The 24,972-nt window shown below is 51.3% G+C and carries 36 protein-coding genes and 1 tRNA gene; 22 read left to right on the forward strand and 15 right to left on the reverse strand.

The genetic code is table 11. The features are described from left to right. Positions 1 to 16: 16 nt before the first annotated feature. The 5 genes from SynA1560_RS10475 to SynA1560_RS10495 all read left to right on the forward strand — a co-directional run bounded on the left by SynA1560_RS10475 (position 17) and on the right by SynA1560_RS10495 (position 3,699). On the forward strand, positions 17 to 679 hold the full coding sequence (locus SynA1560_RS10475) for a secondary thiamine-phosphate synthase enzyme YjbQ (protein WP_186469215.1): 663 nt from the start codon (positions 17 to 19) through the stop codon (positions 677 to 679). 401 nt (positions 680 to 1,080) lie between these two features. Continuing rightward, complete coding sequence (locus tag SynA1560_RS10480; RefSeq protein WP_186471173.1) at positions 1,081 to 1,368, forward strand: hypothetical protein; 288 nt, start codon at positions 1,081 to 1,083, stop codon at positions 1,366 to 1,368. A gap of 459 nt (positions 1,369 to 1,827) precedes the next feature. Continuing rightward, positions 1,828 to 2,037: a hypothetical protein gene (locus SynA1560_RS10485; protein ID WP_186469216.1), complete on the forward strand. Its 210-nt coding sequence runs from the start codon at positions 1,828 to 1,830 to the stop codon at positions 2,035 to 2,037. A 232-nt stretch (positions 2,038 to 2,269) separates the two neighbouring features. Continuing rightward, a complete protein-coding gene (locus SynA1560_RS10490; protein WP_186500460.1) occupies positions 2,270 to 3,268 on the forward strand; it encodes a hypothetical protein in 999 nt (332 codons plus the stop codon). Positions 3,269 to 3,480: 212 nt separating this feature from the next. Next, positions 3,481 to 3,699, forward strand: a complete 219-nt coding sequence (locus tag SynA1560_RS10495; protein ID WP_186469218.1) for a hypothetical protein — start codon at positions 3,481 to 3,483, stop codon at positions 3,697 to 3,699. 148 nt (positions 3,700 to 3,847) lie between these two features. Here the strand turns inward: SynA1560_RS10495 and SynA1560_RS10500 are convergent, their stop codons facing one another. Further along, entirely contained in the window at positions 3,848 to 4,057 is a 210-nt protein-coding gene (locus SynA1560_RS10500) for a hypothetical protein (RefSeq protein WP_186469219.1), read from the reverse strand. A gap of 441 nt (positions 4,058 to 4,498) precedes the next feature. Then, on the reverse strand, positions 4,499 to 4,984 hold the full coding sequence (locus SynA1560_RS10505; protein WP_186500461.1) for a hypothetical protein: 486 nt from the start codon (positions 4,982 to 4,984) through the stop codon (positions 4,499 to 4,501). Between the two features lie 674 nt (positions 4,985 to 5,658). On the opposite strand from SynA1560_RS10505, the gene SynA1560_RS10510 reads away from it, so the two are divergent. Beyond that, on the forward strand, positions 5,659 to 6,648 hold the full coding sequence (locus SynA1560_RS10510; RefSeq protein ID WP_186500462.1) for a hypothetical protein: 990 nt from the start codon (positions 5,659 to 5,661) through the stop codon (positions 6,646 to 6,648). 39 nt (positions 6,649 to 6,687) lie between these two features. On the opposite strand, the gene SynA1560_RS10515 is transcribed toward SynA1560_RS10510, so the two are convergent. Beyond that, a complete protein-coding gene (locus SynA1560_RS10515; protein WP_186469222.1) occupies positions 6,688 to 7,449 on the reverse strand; it encodes an MIP/aquaporin family protein in 762 nt (253 codons plus the stop codon). A gap of 875 nt (positions 7,450 to 8,324) precedes the next feature. Between SynA1560_RS10515 and SynA1560_RS10520 the strand changes: the two genes are divergently transcribed. Beyond that, complete coding sequence (locus SynA1560_RS10520; RefSeq protein WP_186500463.1) at positions 8,325 to 8,603, forward strand: Nif11-like leader peptide family natural product precursor; 279 nt, start codon at positions 8,325 to 8,327, stop codon at positions 8,601 to 8,603. A 4-nt stretch (positions 8,604 to 8,607) separates the two neighbouring features. After that, a complete protein-coding gene (locus tag SynA1560_RS10525; RefSeq protein ID WP_186469225.1) occupies positions 8,608 to 8,865 on the forward strand; it encodes a Nif11-like leader peptide family natural product precursor in 258 nt (85 codons plus the stop codon). A gap of 162 nt (positions 8,866 to 9,027) precedes the next feature. On the opposite strand, the gene SynA1560_RS10530 is transcribed toward SynA1560_RS10525, so the two are convergent. Next, a complete protein-coding gene (locus SynA1560_RS10530; RefSeq protein WP_186500464.1) occupies positions 9,028 to 9,507 on the reverse strand; it encodes a hypothetical protein in 480 nt (159 codons plus the stop codon). Between the two features lie 60 nt (positions 9,508 to 9,567). Here SynA1560_RS10530 and SynA1560_RS10535 point away from each other — a divergent pair, with 60 nt between their 5' ends. The 3 genes from SynA1560_RS10535 (at position 9,568) to SynA1560_RS10545 (ending at position 13,841) form a co-directional block, all read left to right on the forward strand. Continuing rightward, the gene (locus tag SynA1560_RS10535; protein ID WP_186500465.1) at positions 9,568 to 10,299 is read left to right on the forward strand and encodes a hypothetical protein; all 732 of its coding nucleotides are present in this window, start codon (positions 9,568 to 9,570) and stop codon (positions 10,297 to 10,299) included. 177 nt (positions 10,300 to 10,476) lie between these two features. Further along, a complete protein-coding gene (locus SynA1560_RS10540; RefSeq protein ID WP_186500466.1) occupies positions 10,477 to 11,667 on the forward strand; it encodes an L-dopachrome tautomerase-related protein in 1,191 nt (396 codons plus the stop codon). A gap of 14 nt (positions 11,668 to 11,681) precedes the next feature. Continuing rightward, positions 11,682 to 13,841, forward strand: coding sequence for a PP2C family protein-serine/threonine phosphatase (locus tag SynA1560_RS10545; protein ID WP_186500467.1), 2,160 nt, complete (start codon positions 11,682 to 11,684; stop codon positions 13,839 to 13,841). A gap of 91 nt (positions 13,842 to 13,932) precedes the next feature. On the opposite strand, the gene SynA1560_RS10550 is transcribed toward SynA1560_RS10545, so the two are convergent. Beyond that, positions 13,933 to 14,208: a hypothetical protein gene (locus SynA1560_RS10550; protein ID WP_186500468.1), complete on the reverse strand. Its 276-nt coding sequence runs from the start codon at positions 14,206 to 14,208 to the stop codon at positions 13,933 to 13,935. A 379-nt stretch (positions 14,209 to 14,587) separates the two neighbouring features. Between SynA1560_RS10550 and SynA1560_RS10555 the strand changes: the two genes are divergently transcribed. The 3 genes from SynA1560_RS10555 to SynA1560_RS10565 all read left to right on the forward strand — a co-directional run bounded on the left by SynA1560_RS10555 (position 14,588) and on the right by SynA1560_RS10565 (position 15,817). Further along, positions 14,588 to 14,860 (forward strand): hypothetical protein, encoded by a 273-nt coding sequence (locus SynA1560_RS10555; protein ID WP_186500469.1) that lies wholly within the window; start codon positions 14,588 to 14,590, stop codon positions 14,858 to 14,860. Positions 14,861 to 15,227: 367 nt separating this feature from the next. After that, the gene (locus SynA1560_RS10560; protein WP_186500470.1) at positions 15,228 to 15,569 is read left to right on the forward strand and encodes a hypothetical protein; all 342 of its coding nucleotides are present in this window, start codon (positions 15,228 to 15,230) and stop codon (positions 15,567 to 15,569) included. A 5-nt stretch (positions 15,570 to 15,574) separates the two neighbouring features. Further along, positions 15,575 to 15,817 (forward strand): Nif11-like leader peptide family natural product precursor, encoded by a 243-nt coding sequence (locus SynA1560_RS10565; protein WP_186500471.1) that lies wholly within the window; start codon positions 15,575 to 15,577, stop codon positions 15,815 to 15,817. A 474-nt stretch (positions 15,818 to 16,291) separates the two neighbouring features. Here the strand turns inward: SynA1560_RS10565 and SynA1560_RS10570 are convergent, their stop codons facing one another. Genes SynA1560_RS10570 through SynA1560_RS10585 form a run of 4 tightly spaced genes read right to left on the reverse strand, consistent with a single transcriptional unit; the run spans position 16,292 to position 17,503 of the window. Then, a complete protein-coding gene (locus SynA1560_RS10570; RefSeq protein ID WP_186500472.1) occupies positions 16,292 to 16,492 on the reverse strand; it encodes a hypothetical protein in 201 nt (66 codons plus the stop codon). Positions 16,493 to 16,495: 3 nt separating this feature from the next. Continuing rightward, positions 16,496 to 16,690 carry a hypothetical protein gene (locus SynA1560_RS10575; RefSeq protein WP_186500473.1) on the reverse strand — a complete coding sequence of 65 codons (195 nt, stop codon included), beginning with the start codon at positions 16,688 to 16,690 and terminating at the stop codon, positions 16,496 to 16,498. A gap of 48 nt (positions 16,691 to 16,738) precedes the next feature. Continuing rightward, entirely contained in the window at positions 16,739 to 17,239 is a 501-nt protein-coding gene (locus tag SynA1560_RS10580; protein ID WP_222930208.1) for a hypothetical protein, read from the reverse strand. Between the two features lie 45 nt (positions 17,240 to 17,284). Then, complete coding sequence (locus SynA1560_RS10585) at positions 17,285 to 17,503, reverse strand: hypothetical protein (protein WP_186500475.1); 219 nt, start codon at positions 17,501 to 17,503, stop codon at positions 17,285 to 17,287. A gap of 22 nt (positions 17,504 to 17,525) precedes the next feature. Here SynA1560_RS10585 and SynA1560_RS10590 point away from each other — a divergent pair, with 22 nt between their 5' ends. Continuing rightward, complete coding sequence (locus SynA1560_RS10590) at positions 17,526 to 17,669, forward strand: hypothetical protein (protein ID WP_186500476.1); 144 nt, start codon at positions 17,526 to 17,528, stop codon at positions 17,667 to 17,669. A gap of 181 nt (positions 17,670 to 17,850) precedes the next feature. Here the strand turns inward: SynA1560_RS10590 and SynA1560_RS10595 are convergent, their stop codons facing one another. Further along, positions 17,851 to 18,762 carry a calcium-binding protein gene (locus tag SynA1560_RS10595; protein WP_186500477.1) on the reverse strand — a complete coding sequence of 304 codons (912 nt, stop codon included), beginning with the start codon at positions 18,760 to 18,762 and terminating at the stop codon, positions 17,851 to 17,853. A 726-nt stretch (positions 18,763 to 19,488) separates the two neighbouring features. On the opposite strand from SynA1560_RS10595, the gene SynA1560_RS10600 reads away from it, so the two are divergent. Both SynA1560_RS10600 and SynA1560_RS10605 read left to right on the forward strand, forming a co-directional pair. Continuing rightward, complete coding sequence (locus tag SynA1560_RS10600) at positions 19,489 to 19,686, forward strand: hypothetical protein (protein WP_186500478.1); 198 nt, start codon at positions 19,489 to 19,491, stop codon at positions 19,684 to 19,686. Continuing rightward, positions 19,686 to 19,910, forward strand: coding sequence for a hypothetical protein (locus SynA1560_RS10605; protein WP_186500479.1), 225 nt, complete (start codon positions 19,686 to 19,688; stop codon positions 19,908 to 19,910). The genes SynA1560_RS10600 and SynA1560_RS10605 overlap by 1 nt, the downstream gene beginning before the upstream one ends. 239 nt (positions 19,911 to 20,149) lie before the next feature. Here SynA1560_RS10605 and SynA1560_RS10610 read toward each other — a convergent pair. The 5 genes from SynA1560_RS10610 to SynA1560_RS10630 all read right to left on the reverse strand — a co-directional run bounded on the left by SynA1560_RS10610 (position 20,150) and on the right by SynA1560_RS10630 (position 22,577). Next, positions 20,150 to 20,222, reverse strand: a tRNA-Ala gene (locus tag SynA1560_RS10610). A gap of 77 nt (positions 20,223 to 20,299) precedes the next feature. After that, positions 20,300 to 20,923, reverse strand: a complete 624-nt coding sequence (gene lexA / locus SynA1560_RS10615) for a transcriptional repressor LexA (RefSeq protein WP_186469236.1) — start codon at positions 20,921 to 20,923, stop codon at positions 20,300 to 20,302. A 62-nt stretch (positions 20,924 to 20,985) separates the two neighbouring features. Next, positions 20,986 to 21,411 (reverse strand): hypothetical protein, encoded by a 426-nt coding sequence (locus SynA1560_RS10620; RefSeq protein ID WP_186500480.1) that lies wholly within the window; start codon positions 21,409 to 21,411, stop codon positions 20,986 to 20,988. Beyond that, positions 21,408 to 21,665 (reverse strand): hypothetical protein, encoded by a 258-nt coding sequence (locus SynA1560_RS10625; protein ID WP_186500481.1) that lies wholly within the window; start codon positions 21,663 to 21,665, stop codon positions 21,408 to 21,410. The genes SynA1560_RS10620 and SynA1560_RS10625 overlap by 4 nt, the downstream gene beginning before the upstream one ends. A 168-nt stretch (positions 21,666 to 21,833) precedes the next feature. Then, positions 21,834 to 22,577, reverse strand: coding sequence for a carboxylesterase (locus SynA1560_RS10630; protein WP_255476931.1), 744 nt, complete (start codon positions 22,575 to 22,577; stop codon positions 21,834 to 21,836). A 381-nt stretch (positions 22,578 to 22,958) separates the two neighbouring features. Here SynA1560_RS10630 and SynA1560_RS10635 point away from each other — a divergent pair, with 381 nt between their 5' ends. The 5 genes from SynA1560_RS10635 to SynA1560_RS10655 all read left to right on the forward strand — a co-directional run bounded on the left by SynA1560_RS10635 (position 22,959) and on the right by SynA1560_RS10655 (position 24,972). Continuing rightward, positions 22,959 to 23,303, forward strand: a complete 345-nt coding sequence (locus SynA1560_RS10635; protein WP_186469241.1) for a hypothetical protein — start codon at positions 22,959 to 22,961, stop codon at positions 23,301 to 23,303. Between the two features lie 249 nt (positions 23,304 to 23,552). Next, a complete protein-coding gene (locus tag SynA1560_RS10640; RefSeq protein ID WP_186469242.1) occupies positions 23,553 to 24,038 on the forward strand; it encodes a tellurite resistance TerB family protein in 486 nt (161 codons plus the stop codon). Between the two features lie 78 nt (positions 24,039 to 24,116). Beyond that, a complete protein-coding gene (locus tag SynA1560_RS10645) occupies positions 24,117 to 24,293 on the forward strand; it encodes a hypothetical protein (RefSeq protein WP_186471247.1) in 177 nt (58 codons plus the stop codon). Positions 24,294 to 24,302: 9 nt separating this feature from the next. After that, on the forward strand, positions 24,303 to 24,671 hold the full coding sequence (locus tag SynA1560_RS10650) for a thermonuclease family protein (RefSeq protein WP_186469243.1): 369 nt from the start codon (positions 24,303 to 24,305) through the stop codon (positions 24,669 to 24,671). A 67-nt stretch (positions 24,672 to 24,738) separates the two neighbouring features. Beyond that, positions 24,739 to 24,972, forward strand: a complete 234-nt coding sequence (locus tag SynA1560_RS10655; protein WP_186500482.1) for a Nif11-like leader peptide family natural product precursor — start codon at positions 24,739 to 24,741, stop codon at positions 24,970 to 24,972.

The following is a 24,972-nucleotide window of genomic DNA, read 5'->3' on the forward strand; positions in this document are numbered from 1 at the left end:
ACGTGGAGCCCTGGTGATGGCGCTGGATCAGCTGCTCACGCAACTGGAGGTCTGCACCGACGGCCCAGGATTCACACCACTCAATCATCAACTCAACCAGCTGATCAGCGATGCAGGATTGGGGCATGGCGTGATCCATCTCACTTGCCTGCACACCAGCTGCAGCCTCACGATCAACGAGAACGCCGACCCAAGGGTGCTGAAGGATCTGGCGGCATGGATGGACGCTGTCGTTCCACAGGATGGTTCCGGCCCTACGGATCCGGATGGGCGACGACGACGCTACTTGCATGATGACGAAGGTGATGACGACATGCCGGCTCATATCCGCACGGCTCTCACCACACAAACGATGAGCTTGAGTGTGGTGGAAGGACGACTGCTGCTGGGCACGTGGCAAGCGATTTACTTGTGGGAGCACCGTGCATCCCCCCATCGGCGGCGTCTGTCCTGTCATCTGATCGGTGACCTCGATGGCGACACCACGCCGGCAGAGCCGAGCGCAGTGGCCATGCGAAGCAACACAGCCGCAATGCTGCAACGCCGAAATGCGTCCAAACTCAACGACCTGGTGCAGGCACGCCATGTGCCTGAAGCCTGGGCGGAAGACGGCGGCATCGACACGGATGTCGACCTGCTGATCGACCGCCTGCATGAGATTTCTGATCAGCCGCAGTAATGCTTCAGGCCTGCCTTCTCCCTGATCTGCGCCAGGCGATGACAAGCCTTTCAACGCCACGAAACACCACCCGTATGTACTTGACCGGTCTGCTCAGCAACGTCATGGAGTGGTAGGACTTCGCGGTGTAGGGCGACGTCACCACAGCGATCGGACGACTGTTGTTCCCCTCGTCCTGTCCAACGACATCACTGACTGGCGCTTTCGGCGCATTTGCCGAAGTTGTTCTGGTGCGCAACGGCGCAAAGCGAAGCTGCCGGGAGCCTGAGTGGCTGCCAGTGGATTGATCACCTTGATCACCATCGCAGGATGCACAAGGCAAACCGCCTTTCGACCGATCGATGCATGACGTGCTGGTGGGGCGACACGGCTACAACGTGGTGAGTGATCGGACTGCACTGATGTGTCTTGTTGGACTCCTCGGCCTGATCACACCGCGCCTGATCTTGATCTTGATGTGGCTGTTCAGCCCGGAATTCGTCCTTCAGCCGTTTGCCGATCTACCCATCCCCAATCCGATCATGCTGGTGCTGGGACTGGTGGTGCTACCCACCACCACGCTGGGCTATTGCTGGGCCGTCGCTTCATTAGACGGCATTGCATCACTTAGCGGTTTGCTGGTGGTATTAATCGGACTTTTGATTGATGTGGGGTTGATTGGCAATGGCCGAGGAAAGGGCCGACGCTGATCTCAATCGCTCTGGCCGTCGTCCATGCCGAGGCGCACCAGCATTTGAGTGAGCAACAGGAAGGCCAGAAAACCCGCAACAACAATCAGGAGTTTCACCAACGCCAGAAATCACGATCGATCTTGGATCAGCCTATTGAGGCGCTGACGCATGCGATTCACGCGTGCACGCTCTTGTTCAGCTTGATCGGTTCGTCTGGCTGCAACCCACAACACGGTCAGTGTGCTGAGCATCCCGACCATGAACAGAACCAAGCTGACCGGCTGGAAAGGCTCCATGGCTGGACCCTGGCATTGGGATGCCCTGCCAACTTAGAGGGGACGCAAAACAGCTCCACGGCCAGGTGAACGCGCAACCACCAGCAGCAAACGACTGTGGATCCGAGGGCAATTCGCCATGTTCATGGCCTTGCGAGGCAATTAAGCCCCTCCGGCAGAATGTCCAAATCAGTGGTTCCCCATGGCTGCCGAACATGTCATCAATGGCCAGACCCTTCGGCTGAAGGCGAAAAGTGACGTGCTGGTTGCTCAGCGTGTCGCCAGGCACATGCAACGACGGATCGACGAAAACGACTGGCGGCCCTACAGCTCAAAAGAGCAAGCGCTCCAGGCCTGGAAAAGACTTGGAGGGATCCGACTACAGGTGATGCAGGCTTTAGGGCTGGTTTAAGTGCCACGAGCAGTGGATCTCAGCCTTCAGCTGCCATCACACCAATCACTCACGCCCAGGACGAGCTCAGTCCTGGCTTTCTCGACGTGACGAGATCTTCAAGATGCATCAAAACCCACCCTGTGACCAAGATCACAGAAGCGTGTGACGCTGATCATCAGGTTTGCTGTTGATCGCTGGGATTGTGTGTGCATTGACAGGGAAGTCTTCAACGACTACATCCCTGAACCTCATGCTCATGCCAATCAATCTTTCCGACTCTCTTGAAAGCGTTGTTGAACGTCCTGCTGATCAGTCAACCCGAGGTGACTGTCCTTGCAGTGCCTGTCGATTTGGCAACGAGAACATTGAATTTCAGAACACATCGCAGCGCTCTAACACGAGGGGAGGAGGTGCTCTAACAACCGACATGTTGACGGAGCCAGCCTTCGTCGATCACACCCAGAGCGCTGTAATGAGAAGTGGAGAAACCCTGGAGTACTACATTCATAACCCACAGGGAGATTTGTTTTTCGACGACGCGTCTTCAGGTTTTTCCCTTGGACACTCCCAGGAAGAAGCTGATTTTATCCGTTCAATCTTCCAGACGCTAGATCCATTAATCGACCTTGATTTCAACGAGGTCCAAGATTTCAGCAACAGTGATCTGGACATTTACTGCCTTGAATCTCAAAGCACCTGGAGCGAAGACGTTGTGGGTAGCGTCAATCCGCAAGGGAGTGGAGGCGGAGCTTATTGGGATATCTATTGGAAAGACACAGACAACCTGGCTTCCCTAAGCGAATTTGATGCCAGCACAATCGTGCATGAGATCGGCCACATGCTTGGTCTTTCGCACCCCAACGATGATCCAAGCAACCCCGCCTGGACAACGGATGACACCATCATGTCCTACAACATCAGTCCTGATGGATGGGACATCTGGTTCTCTGATGCCGACTTGATAGCACTGCAATCAATCTGGGGCGCCGAAAACGATCCAACACCAAAAAATCGTGAATTCAGCGAATTTCAAACCACTACGAATATCAATCAAGCACTGATGAGCACCTCCAGGGGCATCAACTTTCAACTCTTTGAAACTCTTCCAATGCTCATCAGCGAGGCTACAAATGAGACTCTTCAAGCATCGAGCAACAACAGTTATTCACAACGCACTGAAAAATTTCTTTTCTTCGATAGCTGGGAACTGACCTTTGGAATCCAAACTGATCTCCCTAGCTTTGTCTAATCCAAAGGGACCCATGGCTTGTTGAGCCTTTGACCAGCCCTGAGTGGCTGGCATTCCCAGGCCAATGCAGCGACAAGCAGCTGGATCCAACGGTAAGCGAGAGAAAGGCTTGAGTCGCGCTCTCCCACCACGTTTTCTTCCAAAGCGTCCGCTTGAAGCGTGACAAAGCGACCTCAGGGATGCCATGACAAAGGAATCCGGCTTTTCTCAACTTGAAGACCACCCAGTTGCTGACTCAGCGACCCAAAGAAGACACCCTCATCGATGCCTTGAGGGGTTGCAGAACCGTGCGGGAGCTGAAGACCATCGAGCAGCGTCTCACCACCACTGACTCAATCCCGCTCTTTGACTGGATCTGTGACCTGCTGGTGCAGCGCAGAATTTCGCGTGGTCTCGCCGCACGACTGTTGAGCCAACTGCACAACAGCTAATCGCATAAAAAAGGAGGGCGACGCACCCTCCTGGCTTCCCCAAGGTCAGAACGCCGACGCAACGGTGTTCATGGCTCAATTTTGGTATCTCATTGATACAAACTGCATGCGTCGAAATACCTGTCCTGCTTGATGTCGCTCGAAGAGATCAATCAGAGATGCCGCCCTCATCAAGCGACGAGGAGTCATCACAAGCGCCCTCGGCACGAAACGCCCGTTCAAGCGCGCTGACCTGTTGGGCACGTTCCGGGGTTTCGATAATCACAGTCGCCTGACGCATCGCCACAAACTTGCGCCACAACAACACCACCAACCAAGCAGCGGTAAAAACAACAGCCCCGAAATACAGCAAGTGCACGATGTCGGCGAATTCTTGTCAATCCATTTCTAATCGAGGTGAGGCCTGAACGGACGAGACCCTTGCATATCGCCACCCATCCGTTCATCAGCCATCACTCCAGCTGGCGAAGCAACACCCAGCTGGATCAAGCCGACACCGTTGACCGACAATCAGTGACTGCAACGCCAGCCCATGATCGTTGCGACGGTCAACCCATCGCAAATCGCAACTGAACGAAAACAAGAACACATTCAGCACCAACACAGAGGCTCCAAAGCTGAAGGCATTAAATTTTGACTTTGCAATCGTGAGCCAATAGACCGGAGTAATTAAAGTTCAAATCACCATCGAGGAGTCGTCTACGCATTGTCGAGCGTGGTACGTGTTCGGGGGGACATGCCTTAAAGGTGGCGGGACAACGTCACTAGTGCTGAGCACAAGGATGCATCACTCGTGCATTTAGATCGCCCCTGGACGAGGCAACAACTCCCATTCGCCTTCGTCTTTCACTGCCTGGGCACACGTTTTATAGAACTCTGAATAATCCTCACCATCCTGATGCTCATCCCAACGATCCATAATCACCGTCCAATTATTGCGATCACTTTCTGCATCTTGATATTTAATGGAAACAATGGATTCGACAAATTCTTGCTTGGTTATAGTGCCATTGACGTAGTGAATACAATTTGCAAAAGCACGAGCCTTATCGTATCCATAGGAATACCCGGCATCCCAACCTTCTTCATAAGCCACCTTTTGTGAATGGGCATTGACAGGCAATACAACGAAGCTTGTTGCAGCAAAAAAACTCAAAAGTTGACGCATTGATTGTGTTCGAACGAAGAACATGACAGCCTGGTCGGATGATAGCCAAAGACCTGCGATTATTTTGAACAAAGCAAATAAGGCTGGCGACGCTGAAAGTGCACGGCTGGCTTGCATCAATCAGTCAACTGCGAAACGAGGGACAACTCATGAAACAGGCGTCTTTGAGCCATCGGACTTGGTCCAATCCATTCCGGTGACACAACGCCTGGGACGCGCCATCAAGAACGGACATTGCCATCGCGGTAGAGGCTGATCCAAACATTGAGTGATGAGAGAGATAGGGATTGGATGAGTCGTCGATCGGGAGAGAAGGTCACGATCAGACTTGACTAAAGAGATGCACTCGATGGTGCGAAAGGATGGTGCCGACGTCCAACACAAGCCTCTCAGACCTTGAAAACGGGATGCTGACGATCAAGCGACATCCACTGCTAACACAAAGAATCTGGATTGATGGAATGATCTCTTGATCATTCGATCAGTGCCCTCTTGATCCGTCAACGCAAGCCCCGATTGAAGGGAGAGCGCCAAATGAGTGCGACTGACAAAAGATCTCAGCAAGGGCAGAGGCTAGAGAATGGCTCTGGAGGGCTCGGAGAGTTCAGAACGATGCTGAAAAAGCTGGCCATGGGCATAATCAACATCGTTTCGTTTGATTAGTTTTATACTTTTTAGCTTGCAAATTCTATCAAAATTTTATGTTGTACAACTATTTTCTAGCTAAGATATGTTCACGAGTCAATTTTTTGACCCTCGCTATCCTGCCAAATTTTTTTAGGACTGAAGCAATGTCACCCAAATCAGCCAGGAGAAAAAGACCGTCATTCAAAAGAACTGTCCACGCGCATTCGCCAACAGCAGCTGAAGAGATCGTTGCACTTGATGCACTTGTCAACGCCTCCGGGATGCACAGTGAACACTTCGACGTTCATTACCATGAAGGAAAATGGTCTGCATTTGCCAAGCATGACGGTCTTCATCTCGCCGAAGTATTCACAAATATTGAAGAGGACAAATCAAATCAATTCACTATTCATTGCGATCCTCACGCATTGAATCACCTCGACGGTCGACTCGACGATATCGAGCCAGACCCAGAGCTGATGGCTCGAAAGCCGCTGGATGGCTTGAAAGTCTATGTGCTCATGGAAAGTCAGTTTGTTCCCCAGGAAATCGATCTTTATGAGCACAGATTCGCCCAATATGGGGCAACTGTGGAACTTGTTTCCCATTTGTGGGGGACAAAAAGCCTGTGCTTTCACAGTCATTATGATCAAGGCCTAATTCCAAAGATTAGGCACGCAGTCGTTCACATTGATATCTCTGAAGTTGATATAAATTCTTCAGAAACAGCCGCTGTTATTGCACCAATCGACGTGCACCAACGCCTTTTGTATGATCCTAATATCGTTGCTTCGAAGGATCCCGTGAAGGCAGCACGCTCGGCTCCTGCTGTCGATTTAATGAAGAGAGCACTTGAACAGCCAAAAGTTGTTGTAGGGGCTTTTGGTCATGGTGTTGAACTTCTTTCCCCTCTGACAGACCTGATTAAGGACGCTGCCATCACCGCAAGTCCTGGAAGTTTATGTGCTCTTTGTAATGCTGGAGCTCAATGGTCTCCACCAGAGAACCCTGACGAGTGGGCTACACATGTCGTCAAACAGATTTCCACAAAACACCACAAAAATTTAAATTTAATCACTGGCACTTCTGTATTGTCAGGGGGCGTACAGGCCTTTGTTGACGAAATGACGCGCTTTATCATTGAGATTAGATGAAGTACCGATGGTGATTTAATTTAAGAACTATTCCCCATGTCAATCAATACATTCTCCATTTAACATTTTAGACTTTGGCAATCCACACACGCGCTTACATTTTGGTTGGTGGTGAAGGATGTGTCTTGCGATCAGCGTGCCTGCAACAGCTCCCGTCAAGGGACCAACAAGATAAACAAATAAATTCGTGTAATTACCAGAGTAGACCGCAGGTCCGATGCTGCGAGCAGGATTAACGCTTGTACCTGTTAGAGGCGCCACCAACGGAACAAAGATCATTAAATAAATCAACACTGCCAAACCGGTGTATCGAGATCTGTCATGACAAGCCGTCATCCAGAAAATCATGATGATCAAGATCATGACTAGCAAAGCTTCAAGGAGAATCGCAACACCAGACGAAATACCTTCGGCAACACTAGTCACTCCATGGCCGACTGATGATGACAAAGTTGGCAACATCATGGCGACAATCCACGTCCCAGCCAAAGAACCCAAGCATTGGCTTGCGATATAAGGAGCCAGCTTTTTTGTTTCTATTTTTCCTTGCATCCAAAATGCAATCGTTAGAGCTGGATTTAAATGTCCACCACTGGTTTGGCCAAGTGCAGAGTAAACAACAACCACAACACCGAGGCCAAAGCCAGCACCCGCCAATGCAAGGCGAACTGTTTCATTGGGGATTAATGAAGCGAGATATGCCTGCTCTCCAAAATTAAGACTGACCGCTGAAATCCCAGCAATCATCAAGATTGCAGTACCGAAAAACTCAGACGCGTATGCCTTAAGGTCCTCAGTCATACTGAAGTCATTCTTGGTTGATCTTCAACCTATCAATTCTGGATTCATTCGTCGACCTTTTTGTGTGTTCGGCATCAAGGAGCCGTGTATCAAGAGTCATCATGTGTTTTCACTTGCCAATTCGATCCCACTCCTCACTTGATGGTGACGCGTTAATGGATGAGTTCTGTTGCAGCACAGTGCTTCTCCCTGTTCTAAATCAGTGCAAGAGAAGGGTCCGAACAACAGTTACAGCATCGAGATAATTCAGGGCGTAGCAGAAAAAACGTGATCAAGAAAAAGCTCTAGGGGCCAGATCGTCGACTATTGGGTTCTCCAACCAAAGCAAATCCATAAAGCCAAAGAAACCAGCATTGTCGAGCAAACCATGAGAGGCGCCACCAGAGCAGTCGCTACTCAATCAGCAGGGTGCTGAACGGTTGCCGTATCGCAGCTACTACGGAGTCACGTGCAGTTCCCCAAATGGCAACGCTGGACGCATTCAAGGCAATGCATGATGCGGTGCCGAGAGTGTGCAAGGAGAGCTGTTCAAGCTGATGACCTCAGACCCCTGATGCCTCTATTCAGCGCATGGTGGAGATTGCGACAGAGCAAGGGACGACAGTAACCGCCGATGAGGTGCGTGGGGTCCTTAGACAGATGGATGACGATGACGAGTTTGATGATTTCGAACTCGATGCCTTCGCTCTCGCTGCCATTGCTGATGAGGTTAGGAGTTGGGGCGGGTGCTGACACGAGGAAGCGCATGACAAGTCTCAGGGCGACGCTCTGGGATGCGATCCATGCGCAAGTGGCTGTTTGGTGGCTCATCCATGACCGTTTGAGTCGTTGAAGCCGACCGTGTCTACAAAAGAGCTGTAGCTCCACGCCCTCCATTGTCAGAAGAGCAACTCAAAGCGTTCCTTGAGAAGGTCAAAGGCAACACCAGCCTTCAAGACCGACTTAACGCAGCTAAGTCAGCAGAGGATGTGGTGTCTATTGGTGAGGGGCACGGTCACGAATTTGGAACCGAGCACATCAGCCGACTCAGTGAAAAGGAGCTTGAAGGTGTATCAGGCGGCACTACGATGACAATTGTTACTCCAGTCATTGCTGCAAGCAATGCATTGAAAGCCGCTGGCAGAAATTGCTCACCTTCAGCCTTAATCAAATAAAACCATGTCCCTAGAGCAACTCAAGGCGTTCCTCGCCAAGATCAAAGTTGATACCAGTCTTCAGGAGAAACTAAAAGCAGCCAAGTCGTCTGATGAAATTGTTTGCATTGCCAAAGAGCATGGTCATGAGTTCACCGCCGACAGAATTACTGAACTCAACATGGATGAGCTAGAAGGCTTGAGCGGAGGAGGCGGTACCAACGCAAAATACAATGGGGCCTGTGGAGCGACCCATGGTTTTGGAATCTTTTGCCGAGGGTAAAGTCGAACAAAGTCATATTAAAATCTAAATTTTCCGGCTTGTCGGGTGGTTTTTATTTCTTCAGCACCACCATTAAGACTGGAATGCTCCCATTAACAGTCACTATCAATTGTCTGTCAGCCACTGCGCATCCACCAGATCTGAGCAGAAATCAGGCTTACGTTAGAAACCTAATGCCTTATTTGGTAGGGGACAACCAGCAAATAATTGGCCGTCAAATGCCATTGCATCATCCTCTTGAAAATAATCAGCCATCGCTTGAGGTCCACCTTCTAGAAGCTCCATAAGCTTTGAGAAAGTTTTATCCGCCTCAGGAGTGGGGTTTTCAAGGCCATAGTTTTTGTAGAGCGTGCGATAAGCCTCTGGCAATTCAGACTCAGCAAAGAATCCCTTCTTATAGAGATCACATGCAGCCCCTAGTCGCGGTAGCCAAACCATCATTGCGAAGGCCACTGCAACTTGTTCGAAAGCCTCCTGTTCAAGAACCTCTTCTTCCAACGCATCTTGCACAGACGCCGTTTCAGCTGAAACGCGAAATGGCGATGCAATCGAAACAAAGCTGGAAATCGCTAATGCAGCAGTGATGCTGAGGCAAAGACGGTTGAGAGGGACCAAGGCTCCAATCCAGACATCGAGGGTCATGCCAATGATGACAGCGCTCACAGTCTTTGAGAACGGTGTGAGACACCAAGTCAATCAACGTTGATCCACGCAATAACGCCGGTCTCAAAGTATTCCAAGTCAAAACGGAAATGGCGGCTGAGTAACGGCGGCACCATCAGGCTGATCCACCTGGACGCTGGCGATGCGTTCAACAAGATCCAGGGTGAAGACCTGAGCCATATCTTCTGGGATGAGCTGGGTCAGGAAGCTGATCCGCAGGTGGTGCTGCGCGCCCGATCGTCGATGCGGACCACCGATCCGACGATGGTGCCAAAATTCACCGCGACAGTTCACCCGCTGGGTCCTGGCAGCTGGTGGATCAGGGATTATCTGATCATCAAGTCGATGCCAGACCGCATTGTTAACGGTGAGTTCTTCGGTGCGCAGCCTGCAGTTTGGGTGAAGTCAACGCTGCGGGACAACCCGTATCTGAGCAACCCTGATCAGTACGAGCAGGAGCTACGCGCCAGCTGCTTTGGCGATGAGAGCAAGATTGCGGCGGAGGTATTGGGTGAATGGGGTCAGATCACTGCAGGATTCTTTGGCTCATGCCTGAGTGTCGAGCGATCGATGCTGCCAGGTGATTTTGAGATCCCGTGGTATTCCGACAAGAGCAGAAGTTTTACCGAGAAGACCAAAGCTGATTGGTGTTGGATCGGTGGGGACTGGGGCACTGCAAGCCCTGCGTGCATAGTGCTGATCAGTCAGCTGCATGAGGACATGATCGTGGCGAGGCGTCGTTTACCGCAAGCCAGCTGTGTGTGTGGATGAGGAGTACGTCTGCAGCACTCAACCCGAGGTTCAAATGAGTGGTCGCCTCGAGAAGCTGGTTTTTGCGCCGAGAGGAAGAGCAAGTTATGTGAAAGCAGGATAAAGCCAGAATCGATTCAGTCTTGAGACAAACTCAGACGAAAGCTCTAGATTTAGAAGTAGAATTACTAGTTGCAAATGCCGTTGGTCAGAAAGTGCCTCCAAGCATTTGCTTTGGCTGCTTGTCTTGCAACGAGTTCACAAGTACAAGCACAACCCATACCAGCACAACAACCCATCGGAGATCTCGAAACGGTTGCTGAGATTCATGGTGCGATGCCCACAGGGATTGCGGTCTCAAGCTCAGGTCGCATCTTTATCAATTACCCACGCTGGGGTGATGACGTTCCGTTCACGGTTGCAGAAATTGTCGATGGCAAACCTATTGCATTTCCGAATACTGTGTGGAACCAACTGGGAAGTGTATCCACTCAGGACAAGCGAATCGTATCGGCCCAAAGTGTGGTAATTGATCCAAGCGGAAATCACTTGTGGATTGTTGATACTGGAAGTCTGCGCCCGCACCCTATTTCTTATGGAGGTCCAAAGCTCATACAGGTCAGCCTAGAGAATAATAAGGTTCTAAGAACCATCTTGATAGAGCCAGCAGCTCTCAATCCTGAGACCTATCTCAATGACGTAAGATTTTTATTCAAAACCAAGGCGGCGAGCTACGCCTTCATTAGCGACTCATCGCCCGATGGAGGAATTATTGTTGTGAACCTCGTTTCGGGCGAAAGTTGGAGGCGCTTGAGCGGCACTAGATTTACACGCTCAGATCCGAGCTTTATACCGATTGTAGAAGCTGAGGTGTTGATGATCCGTGAGCCTGGCGAAAGTGCGAAACGTTTCAATGTTGGTACTGATGGAATCGCAGTTTCTGCGGATGGTGAAACCATATTTTTCCGCTCATTAACCAGCAGGCATCTCTACAGCGTCCCAACAGAGGCACTGATCAACAGAACCATCCAAGAGGAAAATTTAAAGAAGATGGTTGTTGATCATGGGCAAGTGGCAGGGGCATCCGATGGTCTTGAGGCCGACGAAAGTGGCGGGATTTTTCTCACAGACTATGAGCACAATGCCATTCACCGCTTTACAGGCTCTGTTTCAACTCTAAAAACACTGATGTACTCCCCTAAAGCGATATGGCCAGATAGCCTGGCACTAGCCGATGATGGATATCTCTATTTCACCGCAAACCAGATCAATCGACAATCACAGTTTCACCAAGGCGTTGATAAGCGGGTTCAGCCTTATATGGTTTTTCGGATCAAAACGCCTTACAGACCAATCAGGCATGGACAGCAGCCGAACATTCAGGAGTAGAGATGAAGTGAGTCATGGATATGAAAGGGTCTAAAACACATCAATTAAGTAAGGCCGAGCTTGTCTCGTTAGCTCTTCTAAGCCTCGGTGGCCTGATCATCACACTTGCCGCTCCCAGCGTCTTTCTTGGGATGAGGCTGCTGCTTGGCCCATCTTTTTCCCTTCTCGCTTTCTTGCTCTACCGCTCCTATTGGGGGCTTGCCGTTGCACTTCCGTCATCACTGGCAACTGTTTGGCTGTTTGGTGATGGTCTTACCGCATGCCGTCTATTGGCCGAGATTGGAGTGATCACTTGGCTGAACCGTAAGAAAAGCTGTGATCAAGCCATCAGAGGCGGGCGCCTTATTCGCGATGTAGCCATTTTTGCTGTGCTGATTGGCTGCCCGTTTCTCTATTTGACCGAGGTCTACCACTTCGGGATTCCACACAACGTTGCATTGACGCTGTCCTATAAAAATTTCATCACAAGTGTTTTTAATATCTTGGTCGCCTATGCAATCTACTCCTGGATTGAACTAAAGCGTAATCGGAGGTTTGAGGGTAGTCACCACAGAATTTCTCTTAAAACACTTACCAGTGTTGTGCTGATGCTGACTTGCATTCTGCTCAGCTTAAGTTTGATCGCAAGAGGATTTACGATTGCATCCGATCGATCCCAAATGCTGATAATTCAACGGAATGCCAGCCTAGCCTTGCTGATACAACAAATCCATCGTACAGATCCAATCAGCAATCTAGGCGATCTCGAGGGATTAATTGTCGAGCCACTCCGATCTAGTAAAAATAACACAAAAGAACAAGATCTTGATGCAACAAATGAGTACGATATCATTTCAAGAGATGGTAAGTACGTGATCGTTAAGCCGGAAGGCGAATCAACAGTATGGTTCAAATTCAGACTGGGACAAGATGGACAAACGTTTGAATATAAACCAGACTTTTTTGCAAATACTTTACCAGAGCTCGAGGTTTATAGACACGGACAAATGATCAGCAAGCAACTCAGAGTTCTGGCGCCAAGTGATGGATCCAAACTCGATCGTTTGATTGGTGGGTATTGGGCTTATTCTTATCCAAATAACCAATATTCGGAGCTCAAAGACATTGAAATTTTCACGCCTCTTGAAGCCTATGTTCGTGGATTAGCAAAATCTACGAATATAGCACTTCAACTGCTTACTCAAGTCGTCGTTGTCTCTCTTTTGGTTAGTAATTTTCTAGCCAAAAAACTCACAAATGAATGGATCGCAATCCTGCCCAGGAAAAGCACCGATGTGCAGAAATACGATCTCGAAGAACTTTATAAGCAGTCTCCAATTTCTGAGATCAGTTCATCGGTCGATACCATCAATGAACGTACATCTGAAATTATAAGTGCAAAAAAACAAATTGAATATCTCAATGCAATTACGCAGCGTCAGCTCAGTACTGCTTCTGAAATACAAAGGTTCTTTCTCACCAAAATATTTCCTGATGGATTGAGTTACGAGGTCATTGCTCTGACGCGTCCAGCCTACGACGTGGGAGGCGACTGGTATGACACCTTCAGTGTCGGGAAACATTCATTTTTTGTTGTTGCCGATGTCTGCGATAAAGGTGTTGGCTCCGCATTGTTCATGTCAGTATTCCGGACTCTAATCCGATACAGCACGCGCTTTAGTTTTCGAGAGGAGAACGTTGGTGATATCGGGCGAGCAATGGTCGACGTAATCAGCGACGTTAATCAATATATGAGTGCAAATCACGGCGACTCTGCTTATTTCGCCACAGTATTCTTTGGACATCTCCACGAAGATACCTCGCAATTGTCTTATGTGTCAGCTGGGCATGAAGCAGTTTTGATCAGAAAAACGGCTGAAATTTTTGCAGAGCTCAAGGCAACGGGTCCAGCACTGGGGATTTTTGATGACGCTATCTACAATGGTTCTACTACATCTTTTTGTGAAGGAGAAAAATTGCTTGCTTATAGCGATGGTGTGATCGATGCGAGAAATCCCATAGGCGAAGGTTATGGGATTTCTCGATTAAAAAACTACTTTGATCGATTTGGGGATTGCGAGATTGTTGAGATGCAGGATGCTCTGCTCCATGAGTTGGATGAATACATGGAGGAGTCTGAGCAATTTGATGACATCACAATGATGTTTATAAAGCGACTTGATGTCATTAAATAAGTACATTCCTGCGCCTTTGCAGCTCAATTTATTACGAGCAGATTTCGAATATATTTTGCCTCCCTCAGCTCCAACTTTCTTTTCAGATCTGTCAAGATTTAGAGTAGCGATCCTCCTGATTAATCACCTCACAAAGAACAGCAACCACAAAGCAGTCACCAAATAAGCCGTCTTCGGCCGCGCCTTCATCTACGCCGCTACAGCGGATTGCTGGGGTTACTGGCGGTGCGATGAAGACGGCAAACCGTAGTTCAAATTGCATGTACTGAAGGCTCGTTCCAACACCGTTGATCTGGGCACCGTCTACGTCTTCAGCGGCAATGAGGAAGACCACCGCTTGAGCTTCAAAAGGGCAGTGGTCAGTCAAGGCTTTTCATTACAGAGCAGTGCGAGAACATATGGACGACGCTGCCATATTGCATCAGTGATGATAAAAATCCTGAGGATATGGAGAAAGCAGCACCTGGCCATTCAGGAGATGCCATGCGATATGTGTTGACTGCTGGGAATCAGGGTCAACATAATTTCAGAGCTTCAACAAAGCCTAGACCGCATCCATTGATGTGGGCAAAGAGAGAGAAGCCAGGTGTTTATGCCAATGGCGTGAGGGTATGCGATAGCAGATTGCGGATCTAAGGCATTCATTCGAACTGGTGGTGTTGAACACCGCTGCCACCGTGTTCGATCCGGGTGGCTGAACTGTTGCCGCATCAGGGCTACAACGGAGTCACGCTGCAGTTCCCCTGATGGCAACGCTGGAAGAGTTCAAGGCAATGCGTGATGCGGTGCCGATGAGTGTGCAAGGGGAGCTATTCAAGCTGATGACTGCAGACCCTGATGCCTCGATCCAGCGCATGGTGGAGATCGCAGCAGAGAAAGGAATGACGGTGACCTCAGAAGAGGTGCGTGGCTTCCTCAGGCAGATGGATGAGGACGATGAGTTTGATGATTTCGAGCTGGATGCGGTTGCCCTTGCTGCCATTGCTGGTGGTGCCTCGTTTAAGGAACCTGGTTGCTGAGCCATGGGGTCGTTGCCCTGGCATGCGACCCATGCGCAAGTGGCTCTTTGGTGGCTCATCGATGACCGTTTGAGTCGTTGAAGCCGATCGTGACTATCAAAAAGCTGTAGCTCCACGCACTCTCATGTCAGAAGAGAAGGAAAGTATCAACGAAAACATTTCTGATGAGGAACTGGAAAGTGCCACTGGTGGTAGTAACAGAGGTGACCTCAAGCGAGAAGTGCAGGAAAGAAATAGGGCATGAGAACGAAGGTTTAGATTAAGAAGGAATTCAAGAGATGATTAAGAAGGGCCTTTTGCTACGGTTTCAGCAACCCTCCAAGCACCGCCATGGAAGACCCTAAGAACATCAAGGACGACATTTCCGATGAAGAAATGGAAAACGCGACGGGTGGAAGTGGCGAGACAAATCGAGAGCGTCGTCGAAGAGAAAGGATGGATAGAAGGCCAACAACTGAACCCGGGGAGTTCAAAAGGCGTAAGGCGTTTTAGGAATTCTCCTATCAACCTTATGGAAGACCCTAAGAACACCAAAGACGAAAAGAAACTGGAGGAGTCACCAGAACTCAAGGAAGAGACAACTGAGGCAGAGCAGGTGAAGGAAAAGTTGTCAGATGGCGACCTTGAAGGTCTGAATGGTGGTGTCAATTTCAGATATTTTAAAACTTCTTACAATGATATAATTGAGGCTGTAGAAACTTCGGAGTAATTCTCATGTCAGAAGAGCAACTAAAAGCGTTCCTGGAAAAGGTTCAAGGCGACACCAGTCTTCAGGAAAAGCTCAATGCAGCAAACACACCTGAAGCTGCTATTGCAATCGCTAAAGAAGCTGGGTTCGCAATCACCGCAGAAGATATTCAATCAATGCAATCGACAACGGCAGAAGTGTCAGATGAAGAGCTAGAAGATGCAGCTGGCGGTAATCGGCGACGAGGGAGCTGGAGGTGCAAGAGGTAACGATAGGAGCGTGAGGGTGTAATGCAATGAGCTGGTGAGGATCCTTTAGTTAATGGATCCTAAAGCGCTCCCAAAGCCCCTGCATTGACAGGGGTTTTTTATTGCTTCAATCGTCTGACTAACCCCATCAATCAGCCTTCAATACCTGGCATAGATAAGGGCAGTTGAGTCAAAGTAGATAAAACGCGTTCGCTAAAATTAGGGTGTCAATTAGGGACATTGCAGCCCGTAAATCATGACACCAAATCAGATTCAACTATTGAATCATGCTTGCAAGATGGCAGGCGTTGATTCAAGCAAGATCAGTCCATCAAATCCGTTTGAGAAGTCAGGAATGACAGCGGGTTTGTTGCAGGCGGCGATTGCTGAACTTGATCCCGCACAGGCAGCACGCACAGCGTGGCGATCAGGTATTTCATTTGTCTTCGAAGAATTCAGGGCACATGCGTCGTGCCTGGTATTCAGTGGCCTTGCTCAATGCACGACCGTTAATAATGCATTCATTCCACCGCCACCAGTGGCGACGTGGATCTGACGCATTGCATTGTTTGCTTTTTTGCGATTGCCTGTCTCTTCCATGGTCATGCACCAAGCGGCAGCAGCACCGATCGAGTCAGTGGCTTGAGCTGGTGCAGCGATCAAGGTGAGGGCTGCGAGTGCGGTGATGAATTTCATTGCTCAATCCCTCAGCTTGTTGACGATGGCTTCTTCTAACTGTGCGCCGATGTGAAAGTGCTGCGAATCCCAGTCAGCCGCGGCATAGCTGATGCCAAGGGTCCCCATGGCTGCATCCAGTGCATCCATGGCAACGTCAGCGAAATACTGCTCATGCCCTGTTAAAGGCGTGTCTGATTCAGGGTGAAAGGTGTGCATGGCTCAATACCCCAGCGAACGAGCGGCTTCTGTTTGGTTGTCAATGCATTAGCGAACCATTTCGTAGTCAGTGCCCCATTTGCGTTCACAGCGCTCACGGATGTTCTGGCTAACGCTTGATGAGTTAATGCGAATCACGCTGCCTGAAGGCTGCTCAGGCAAAGGTGCAATCCCCCAGTTCATGCCTGCGTGTTCGCACACTTTTCGTCCGTCTTTGTTTGCTGGTTCGTTAAGGCTCGCTGTGAGATCGTTCAGCCGAACAAGTACATTGCGCTGCTGTTGCGTGCCTGTGACTTCGCGAAACTCAGTGTGCCCACTGGTGATTCGGTAAATCACGTAGTCCCGATAGTTTGTGCAAGCAGTTGCAAAATCTCTGGACTTAACAGCTTCTGTGGCTTGTTTAACTAAAGAAAGCATCTTGTCGTTTTGAGCGTCGGTGAAGGCTTGAGCTGGTGCAGCGATCAAGGTGAGAGCTGCGATTGCAGGAATGAATTTCATTAGTTGTTTGCCAACACATGCACCATCACTGAAAAGGTGGTGAAGGCGCATCCCTCATCCGAGTGATTGTTCTGGGGGCTTTATCCCCCCATCTGGTTAGAGGCTCACTCCCCAGTTCCAGCCCATCATCCGATCCGCCTCCTCTTCGCTCAGTAATTGCACCAGGAAGTCACGCGTCAGCACATCCACCACGTTCAGCCCCAGCTCATCAAGACCCATGTCAAGCAGCGTCCTGATACCGTTCGGGTCATTGGCTCGCAATGCAAGCAGCAGTTCCGTTAGCAGCGTGACAGTCGTCAGTGTTTCCAGCGTCATCGTTTCGATGCAACTGCTGTGAGTGTTCCCCGCTGGCTCCGATTTACGGAATCTCGGCTCTGTCAATGCAAGCCGCGAACTCGTTCCAGCAGCCCTTGTGGGCTGGGGGTCGATCGACTGGATCGATCTTTACGACCAGAAAAAGGTCGGCACACTGATCTGGTGACGCACATCCTGCCGAGGGCTCCAGGGCAATGAAAAACCCCGCACTTGGCGGGGCGTGATTGTTAGGACTTGTTTTATCGGGGGTTGCATCAGGAACCACACGTCCCGCCCTGCTTTTCCTTAACCAGGTCTTGTATGGCTTTCAGTTCATAAGGTGAACATCAGGCTCCCCGAAAAGTCGATCACATTCCAGGCTCAGCCCAAAAATTGTCGTTTGTGTTGGCCTGCACCAGCCCCGCAATCGCACTCAGGTCGCCATTGTTTTCAGCGACCCAAACACCGTTGTCGTCGTAGCCGAGGGTCGTACCGTTCTGAGCCGCAAAAGAAAACAGGATTTCGTCACCAGCTTTTGCAACAACATGGCTAGCAGTGCCACTTGAATCAATCACTTCGAAACCAACACCATTCGCAAGAACAGCTTCTTTGATTTCGCCTCCAAATTTGATGCGATCAAACTGATCCTTCATATCAGTGACATGCTGAAAAGCAGTCCGCTGTCCAGTCCCATCAAAGCTTTGATTGAGCTTGAAGATGTCGATACCGTCACCTCCCTTCAAGAGATCTGATCCATAACCGGCGTCTAGGAAGTCATTGCCAGTTCCTCCAAACAGTCGGTCATTGCCAAATCCACCCGTCAACACATCATCGCCGCTACAGCCGTAAAGGACATCATCACCAAAACCGCCTGCCAGGTTGTCATTATCAACGATCCATTGATCAAAAGCCTGTGAAAAGTCTGTGAAAGAATAAATATCATCGACGTAGGCTTGTGCATTACTTGCATAAGCGTTATTGCCGTAAATCACATTGTTCCGCGAATCACCTACGACGCGATCATTTCCGTAACCAGCGGTTGTAATCGTGGCGCCCAGACCAGCATCTACATGACCGAACTGACCTGAATGTATGGCTGCATCAGAAGTGAATATAAGATCATCTCCATCAGTTCCGAATTGCCACCAATCGCCCAAGATCTTAATTGCACTCTCGATATTTTTGATTGAATCAAAATCTTTTACGTCGACAACTTTATTCAGTTTGCCCTCATGCTTAGGAAAAAATTTCTGGAATTGATCGAAATCGAATTTGGACATTGGTTTGAAGTGGTGTGTGGTTTGTGTCTTCGGGGTGTCCCCCTCCGATGCACACACCATCTCTGGAATCAGCGTTTGACTCGATGATCCGCCTCACCCCGGACTGTGATCTTGCTCACAGCTCTGTATTCGCCTGCACTTCCAACACTGTTCAGGTCGTTTTCCAGGCGCTTCGTTCCTCCATTTGGCGCATCTGCTTCTGCCGTCGCCAGACTTGAAAAGCCCTAAATGATTGGTTGATGCAGCCCACTTCAAAGGACACACGACGGGCACTGCTTCAACTGCTGTCAGTTACGGGAGGCACTGCTTTGGGGTCGCTTGATGGGGAACTTACTGCTGGACAACAGATTGATCTCTGTATTGAACGCACAAAGGTTGAAGCTTCTGAAGGTGCTGCCCTAGTTGATGCCTGTGCACCACATGGGAGAGCAATGCTGACCCAGGCACAGAAACGTCTTGGGAACCTTCAGGCGTTGAAGGTTTTGGAGGCCATACCATCGGGAAGCTTTGGGTTGCTCTGGCGATTGGTCAGATCTGCTTGAGCAGCAGATCACAAAACTGCTGCCAATGAGATGCCACTCCGCATCGGAGGATCCTCCAGCACCAGCGTCAAGGGGCGAGGCTGAGCGGGCGCCCGACGATCACGCCGATGGGGGCATCGGCTTTCCTCTTGAACTCACGCCATAGGCAACGGTGTGGGATGCATTCGCCGATCAGGCGGATTGCATGAATCCCACCAGTGACTTCATCACTCAATTAGAAGAGACACCACGGTTGCGCAGCGCCGCATCACTCCGATCGCTGAGCCGTATACGCGAGGCATTGGAGGCAATGCCAGAGCAGTCAGCACTGGATGAGCCGGTGTGCATCTCGCTGCAGGATGCGCTTGTGGTGATGTCTCAGCTGATGGCGAGGTTGCGGTGATGGCAACCAAGCGTCGTCGACGCCCCTTGCCACCGAAGGCAAGGGCACAGGCTGAAACGGAAATCCTCGAACAGGGTCGTTGGAGTGGGTTAAAAGAGCAACAGGAGTTGGAGGCGCGCAACCATTCAGAACGAGAGAATTGTGACGCCCGACGCCGCTGCCGTGAGTTTCTGGAGGGAGGCTGGGGGTCGATCGACTGGATTGATCTTTACGACCAGAAATAGGTCGGCACACTGATCTGGTGCGCAACACCCTTGATGTGGGCTGATCACCTGTCGATTGCACGTTGCTGCGCCTGCATGGCTGAGCTCGATCTGAGCACTGCTATCTCAACGATGGGCGCAGGCCTCCATCTGCTCCAGCGGGATCTGATCCTGGAGTCCGTACGGACGGAGTTAGAGCAAAAACGATTTGCCAAAGCATCTTTGCTCTACTCGGGATGTCCCACTGGTTGAAAACCTAATGGAGCCAAGGAGACTCGAACTCCTGACCCCCTGCATGCCATGCAGGTGCTCTACCAGCTGAGCTATGGCCCCATGAACGCGGTTGAAGCATTTGGCTTCGCCGTCGTCATGTGGAAGCTTACAACGACGCTGTCCCATGGGCCCAGCAATCACATCTGCCGCCAAACGGCAGCCAGCTTGCCCTGCACCTGCACCTGATCAGCAGGCAGCTCAATCGGCTCATAAGCGGGGTTGGCGGCCTCCAAACGAACAGTCACACCATCACAGTGAAAATGCTTCAAGGTGGTGCCGCTCCCCGGGACCAGAGCACTCACAATTGTTCCCTGACGGAGGCGCCCGGCATCTGTCACCGGCTCCATCAACACCACATCCCCATCCGCGATGTGAGCATCCACCATGGAATCCCCATTCACGGTAAGGGCAAAGAGCCCGCGGGTTTCGAGCACCGGTCCAAGGTCAAGACGCTCTTGAACATCGTCAAAAGCCTCAACAAGTCCACCTGCGGCAACGGCCCCAAGCACGGGGATCCCTGACGTGATGCCGCCAAGAAGCTGAAGGGTGCGGGCCTGACCTTCCTGCCAAGTGATCCAGCCCTTCTGCTGAAGGTGACGCAAACGACTTTGCACCGGCGCAGGGGAACGAAGCCCCATGGCCTGCATCATCTGGCGAATGGAGGGGCTGTGGTGATGACTGCCGATGTAATCAGCAAGCCAGTCGTAAAGCTCTTGCTGAGCAGTCGTGAGGGGCTCGGGAGATCCAGAAGGCACCGGCAATGCATTTGTTCTTCAATACATATGTACCGATGTTTCTTCGCGATGGCAAGAGCCCAGCCCGCTCAGGGAACGTCACAAATCCAAGCCACCTTCAAGGCAGTGTCATCGCGACCGACGTAATCCAGCCACTGGTTGTCACTCGAGCGGCGCTGGAGCCTCTGCTGATTACATAGAGCCCGCATGGTCAGCTCCCGCACCTGCCAGTCTTCAGAGCCATTTCGGCGAAGCAACAAAGCGGCTTCGAACTCCACACCCGCAGTGGTACGGGTGCGATCACTGAGATATTCACCAGCCATCACCGCTGGGGTTTCCAGAGCTTCCATGAACTGCCAAGGACGATCCGTCATCGCTCCAGAGGCTTGAAGCTGCTGGCGGGTCTGCGACCAGAGGGCGGGTTCCGGACCTGGAGACCAGCCTTCAGCTGCGGCAGGAAGGGCGGCGAAACAACCGGCCAACGCCAACACAGTGGAGCGGACCGCTGCGCTCATTCTTCTGTCTCCGCTTGCGGGTTAGCGGAACGTTGCTTGATCAGCTCCGCCAGCATTTTTAACTTGGCATTTTCAGATTCTGATGCTCGGGTTGCCATCCAAGAGCTGGCCACTTTCATTTGACCCAGCTGTTGTAACAATGACAGGGCCGTCTCCCTGAGCGTTTCGATGTCGTCGCATTCACGGATGAAGCGCGACAATTTCTCCGCTTCAAATGATTGCTCCAGTCTTCGCTGGAGTGGATCAAGACTCATGATTTTGACTCCCACTCGAGCATGGGGTCAGGGTCTCCATTGCAGATGGCCCGAGCACGCACATAAAACGCACTCTCGGTATCGCCAGCAGCTTCAAGAGAGTCGAGCACTCTCTGCCAGTTGTCACGTTCCTGCTGGTCCATTCATCCATAACCGTTGGGGAAGACCTTAGAGGCGTTCCAAAAAGGTCAGCGTCTGATCGGCCACCAACCGCCATTGCGCATCAGCCGTAATCACATGACCGCTGTTCTCAAGCCAGTGAAGGTCAACACGCCTAGAACCCGTACGACGCTTGAGCCATTCCACCCCCCGCTCCGTGATCACGCGATCCTTGCGGCTGGCTACCACCAGCAGCGGTTGCTGCAATTCCGCCAGCTGACGTCGCGTCGCCCCGATCAATCCCAGCACACGCACGCTGCAACGACTGGGCCAGCGCCCATAGGTCCAGATGCGCTCAGCGGTCTCTGGATCCACAAAGTCTTCGGCCGGACGCGCCACCGAAGAAAACACCCGTGCCAACAGTGGCGCGATCAACGCTCGCGGATCGCCACTGATGATCGGAGGCGAATAAGCCATCACCGCTTCAACCTCAGGATGGCGCAGGCCTGCCTGTAGGGCCAGGATGGAGCCCAACGAAAGGCCAGCAACCACCACCCTTTGGCCCTGATTGCGCAGACGAAGCACCAGAGCATCAATCTGCTCCAACCATTGGCGGGGTTCGATCTCCATCAAGTCTTCAAGCCGGGTGCCATGGCCGGCCAACAAGGGCGCTTCCACCCCAAACCCCCCAGCATTCAGCGCTCGAGCGAGCAAGCGCAGTTCAGCAGGCGACCCAGTGAATCCGTGCAACAAAACCACGGTCACTGGACCTCCTGACAAAGCGAAAGGATCCGGAGAAGCGGGGCTCTTCACGACTGAGGGGTCGGGCCTGAGCTCAAAACAGCAGATGCATCCCGACCGCTCAAGACTCAGTTGTTGAGGATGTGGTTGTCATAGCGAAGAACAACGTGCCATTCCCATCGAACAGATTGGCATTGCGAAAGGGAGGCATGGCTCACCAAACGTTGGCGATCGGCAACAGCGCAATGGCCAAACCCGCTTCTGCAGACGTCGACAGTGCCAACAACAACGCAGCCATGAGGGCTCTCCATCGCATGACTGGCCTCAGAAGTTCTGTAATTCTTCGAGGCCGCGAGCTGTTGTGCCGTTGTTGATCAGCTCGCATCCAACTGAGTTCAAGGATTGACTCGAGCACAAGAATTCATCAGTATTGGCATCAAAAGAAAGGTCGCGATGAAGCGTATTTTCCTGTTGTGCTCACTCATCGCCTTGGGATCAAGTCCTGCACTGGCACGCCCATGGTTGTATCTCTCATCGTTTTCCCACGGCGGCACTGGTGAAGCATGCCTAAGGGATGCACGCATCGCTCTTGCAGACTTTGGATTCACACGTGATGTGGAGACAAGCCGCTTTGACAGCCAGGAAGGTGGACATGTTGAAGCTCTGCTCTCCAATGCCCCAGTGCGAGCCAAGATCGAATGTGATCCAAAGCTTGGCGTCACCAGTCTTGCTGTGACAGGTCTGAATAACGACCTCACCTATGACAAATATTCCGATCTTTTCGATGCTGAATGGTGATCGCAGGCATCCACCGACGCCTTCGACGCGAATCACAATCGCGACGACGATCGATACGTTCGCATTTCCACTGACAAGCTCTTGATCAACACAACGTTTCGGATCGGCCCTTGCCAGGCTTCTGAGTCCGGCCTGATCTCAAGTTTGTTTTTAGTGCGTACGAATGCTTAAGGCAGCGCTTTGGTAGTAGCTGCCACATCACACATGCGGTGACCCAAGCCAGACCAAAGATCTTGGCTGTTGGAACCGATGGACTCGTTAACTGCCTTTGCTGCAATCGGCTTCGCCGCCGTGTCCTGGGATGGGCACTTCACCAAAGCGGGAACGCGAGCGTTCAGACATGCACTCGACTACCGCGAGCCGTTCTGCCAAATGCCTGATGCAGAGATGATCGGGTTGCTCGATGAACTCCTGGAACTGCGTCGGGAGGTGGGCTCCCACGACATGATGTTGCGCGCAGCGCAATGCCTGACCCCTGCGCAACGGATGACGGCCTACGCCATGGCCTCTGAAATCATGCGATCCGATGGGCCGTTCCAACGCCAGGAGCGTGCCTTTCTCGATCACCTGGCGTTGATGCTGGAAATCTCAGGCTTTGAAGCACAGCGCATTGATGCAGTGTTTGAGATCTTTCATGCCCGGCTCACCTTGAGCAGCAGGCTGACCATGCCGGTTCTCGATGAAACCATGGAGCTGGGCGTGGAGACACAACCGGATCCGTCGGTCGTGCACTGAACGACCTGACAGAACCAACATTCACTCAAACCAAACTCACCACTACCAACATCCAATTGACAATCCGCTGGAGCGGACGTGGCATTCAGTGCCATCCAAGGCAAAGTGCAAAGGCTTTGGGTATTTGCGCAGGTCATGTATCCCGATGATGAAATTGTTCCTGTTGTCTTAGTCGCGGTGAGCGTGGTGGTGGTGCTGGTGATCCTGGCGTTCAACGACCCTGGCACCTTCGAATGCGTGGGTGCTTGCGGGTGAGGCCTCTGAATGTTGCTTGCCGGGCTCGCCGTGGTCGTGATCACCTCCTGTTACGACGGCGACACCTGTCGAACCAGCACTGGAGAGCGGATCCGTCTGGCATGCATCGACACACCAGAACTGAATGGATCACGGGCCAAACCACACCAAGCCAAAGCAGCACGCAACTACCTGCGCCAACTCGTGGTGGGACGCGGCGTTGCCATCAAGCGGATCACAACCGACCGCTATGGCCGCAGCGTGGCTGAACTGTTCGTGAATGGGACCAACGTGCAGCAACAGCTGGTGAGCGCACGCCATGCAGTGGTTCTCAAGCAGTATGCCCATCAGTGCCCCTGGGCTCTCAAAGCCTGTGAGCAAGATCACAGCTGCCGATGATTGAGGTCATCCCCTGCTTCTCGTGAGTGGATTGCTACAAGCAAGGTGACCAACGCGGCATTGGCCCATGCCAGAAGAGCAGCTCAAAGCATTCCTCGAGGCCGTCAAGGCTGATACGAGCCTTCAAGAGAAACTCAAAAGCTCAGACAATGCGGACGCTGTCGTTGTAATTGCCAAGGAGTCAGGATTCAGCGTCTCCACGGACGATTTCAGCAAAGCGCAGTCAGCGCTGACAGACGAGGAACTTGAAAATCTCGCTGGTGGGATCTGGTCGTCCTGCATTTGTTACGACACCGCGTGA

Source organism: Synechococcus sp. A15-60, assembly GCF_014280095.1.
Lineage (GTDB): Bacteria > Cyanobacteriota > Cyanobacteriia > PCC-6307 > Cyanobiaceae > Synechococcus_C.

What these genes read in the sequence shown, in the direction of transcription:
- SynA1560_RS10475 (WP_186469215.1), top strand. Translation starts at nt 17, where the DNA reads ATGGCGCTGGATCAGCTGCTCACGCAACTGGAGGTCTGCACCGACGGC.
- SynA1560_RS10480 (WP_186471173.1), top strand. Translation starts at nt 1,081, where the DNA reads ATGTGTCTTGTTGGACTCCTCGGCCTGATCACACCGCGCCTGATCTTG.
- SynA1560_RS10485 (WP_186469216.1), top strand. Translation starts at nt 1,828, where the DNA reads ATGGCTGCCGAACATGTCATCAATGGCCAGACCCTTCGGCTGAAGGCG.
- SynA1560_RS10490 (WP_186500460.1), top strand. Translation starts at nt 2,270, where the DNA reads ATGCTCATGCCAATCAATCTTTCCGACTCTCTTGAAAGCGTTGTTGAA.
- SynA1560_RS10505 (WP_186500461.1), bottom strand. Translation starts at nt 4,984, where the DNA reads ATGCAAGCCAGCCGTGCACTTTCAGCGTCGCCAGCCTTATTTGCTTTG.
- SynA1560_RS10510 (WP_186500462.1), top strand. Translation starts at nt 5,659, where the DNA reads ATGTCACCCAAATCAGCCAGGAGAAAAAGACCGTCATTCAAAAGAACT.
- SynA1560_RS10515 (WP_186469222.1), bottom strand. Translation starts at nt 7,449, where the DNA reads ATGACTGAGGACCTTAAGGCATACGCGTCTGAGTTTTTCGGTACTGCA.
- SynA1560_RS10525 (WP_186469225.1), top strand. Translation starts at nt 8,608, where the DNA reads ATGTCCCTAGAGCAACTCAAGGCGTTCCTCGCCAAGATCAAAGTTGAT.
- SynA1560_RS10530 (WP_186500464.1), bottom strand. Translation starts at nt 9,507, where the DNA reads ATGACCCTCGATGTCTGGATTGGAGCCTTGGTCCCTCTCAACCGTCTT.
- SynA1560_RS10540 (WP_186500466.1), top strand. Translation starts at nt 10,477, where the DNA reads ATGCCGTTGGTCAGAAAGTGCCTCCAAGCATTTGCTTTGGCTGCTTGT.
- SynA1560_RS10545 (WP_186500467.1), top strand. Translation starts at nt 11,682, where the DNA reads ATGGATATGAAAGGGTCTAAAACACATCAATTAAGTAAGGCCGAGCTT.
- SynA1560_RS10555 (WP_186500469.1), top strand. Translation starts at nt 14,588, where the DNA reads ATGGCAACGCTGGAAGAGTTCAAGGCAATGCGTGATGCGGTGCCGATG.
- SynA1560_RS10560 (WP_186500470.1), top strand. Translation starts at nt 15,228, where the DNA reads ATGAAGAAATGGAAAACGCGACGGGTGGAAGTGGCGAGACAAATCGAG.
- SynA1560_RS10565 (WP_186500471.1), top strand. Translation starts at nt 15,575, where the DNA reads ATGTCAGAAGAGCAACTAAAAGCGTTCCTGGAAAAGGTTCAAGGCGAC.
- SynA1560_RS10570 (WP_186500472.1), bottom strand. Translation starts at nt 16,492, where the DNA reads ATGAAATTCATCACCGCACTCGCAGCCCTCACCTTGATCGCTGCACCA.
- SynA1560_RS10575 (WP_186500473.1), bottom strand. Translation starts at nt 16,690, where the DNA reads ATGCACACCTTTCACCCTGAATCAGACACGCCTTTAACAGGGCATGAG.
- SynA1560_RS10580 (WP_222930208.1), bottom strand. Translation starts at nt 17,239, where the DNA reads ATGCGCCTTCACCACCTTTTCAGTGATGGTGCATGTGTTGGCAAACAA.
- SynA1560_RS10585 (WP_186500475.1), bottom strand. Translation starts at nt 17,503, where the DNA reads ATGACGCTGGAAACACTGACGACTGTCACGCTGCTAACGGAACTGCTG.
- SynA1560_RS10595 (WP_186500477.1), bottom strand. Translation starts at nt 18,762, where the DNA reads ATGTCCAAATTCGATTTCGATCAATTCCAGAAATTTTTTCCTAAGCAT.
- SynA1560_RS10600 (WP_186500478.1), top strand. Translation starts at nt 19,489, where the DNA reads ATGAATCCCACCAGTGACTTCATCACTCAATTAGAAGAGACACCACGG.
- SynA1560_RS10605 (WP_186500479.1), top strand. Translation starts at nt 19,686, where the DNA reads ATGGCAACCAAGCGTCGTCGACGCCCCTTGCCACCGAAGGCAAGGGCA.
- SynA1560_RS10620 (WP_186500480.1), bottom strand. Translation starts at nt 21,411, where the DNA reads ATGAGCGCAGCGGTCCGCTCCACTGTGTTGGCGTTGGCCGGTTGTTTC.
- SynA1560_RS10625 (WP_186500481.1), bottom strand. Translation starts at nt 21,665, where the DNA reads ATGAGTCTTGATCCACTCCAGCGAAGACTGGAGCAATCATTTGAAGCG.
- SynA1560_RS10635 (WP_186469241.1), top strand. Translation starts at nt 22,959, where the DNA reads ATGAAGCGTATTTTCCTGTTGTGCTCACTCATCGCCTTGGGATCAAGT.
- SynA1560_RS10640 (WP_186469242.1), top strand. Translation starts at nt 23,553, where the DNA reads ATGGACTCGTTAACTGCCTTTGCTGCAATCGGCTTCGCCGCCGTGTCC.
- SynA1560_RS10650 (WP_186469243.1), top strand. Translation starts at nt 24,303, where the DNA reads ATGTTGCTTGCCGGGCTCGCCGTGGTCGTGATCACCTCCTGTTACGAC.
- SynA1560_RS10655 (WP_186500482.1), top strand. Translation starts at nt 24,739, where the DNA reads ATGCCAGAAGAGCAGCTCAAAGCATTCCTCGAGGCCGTCAAGGCTGAT.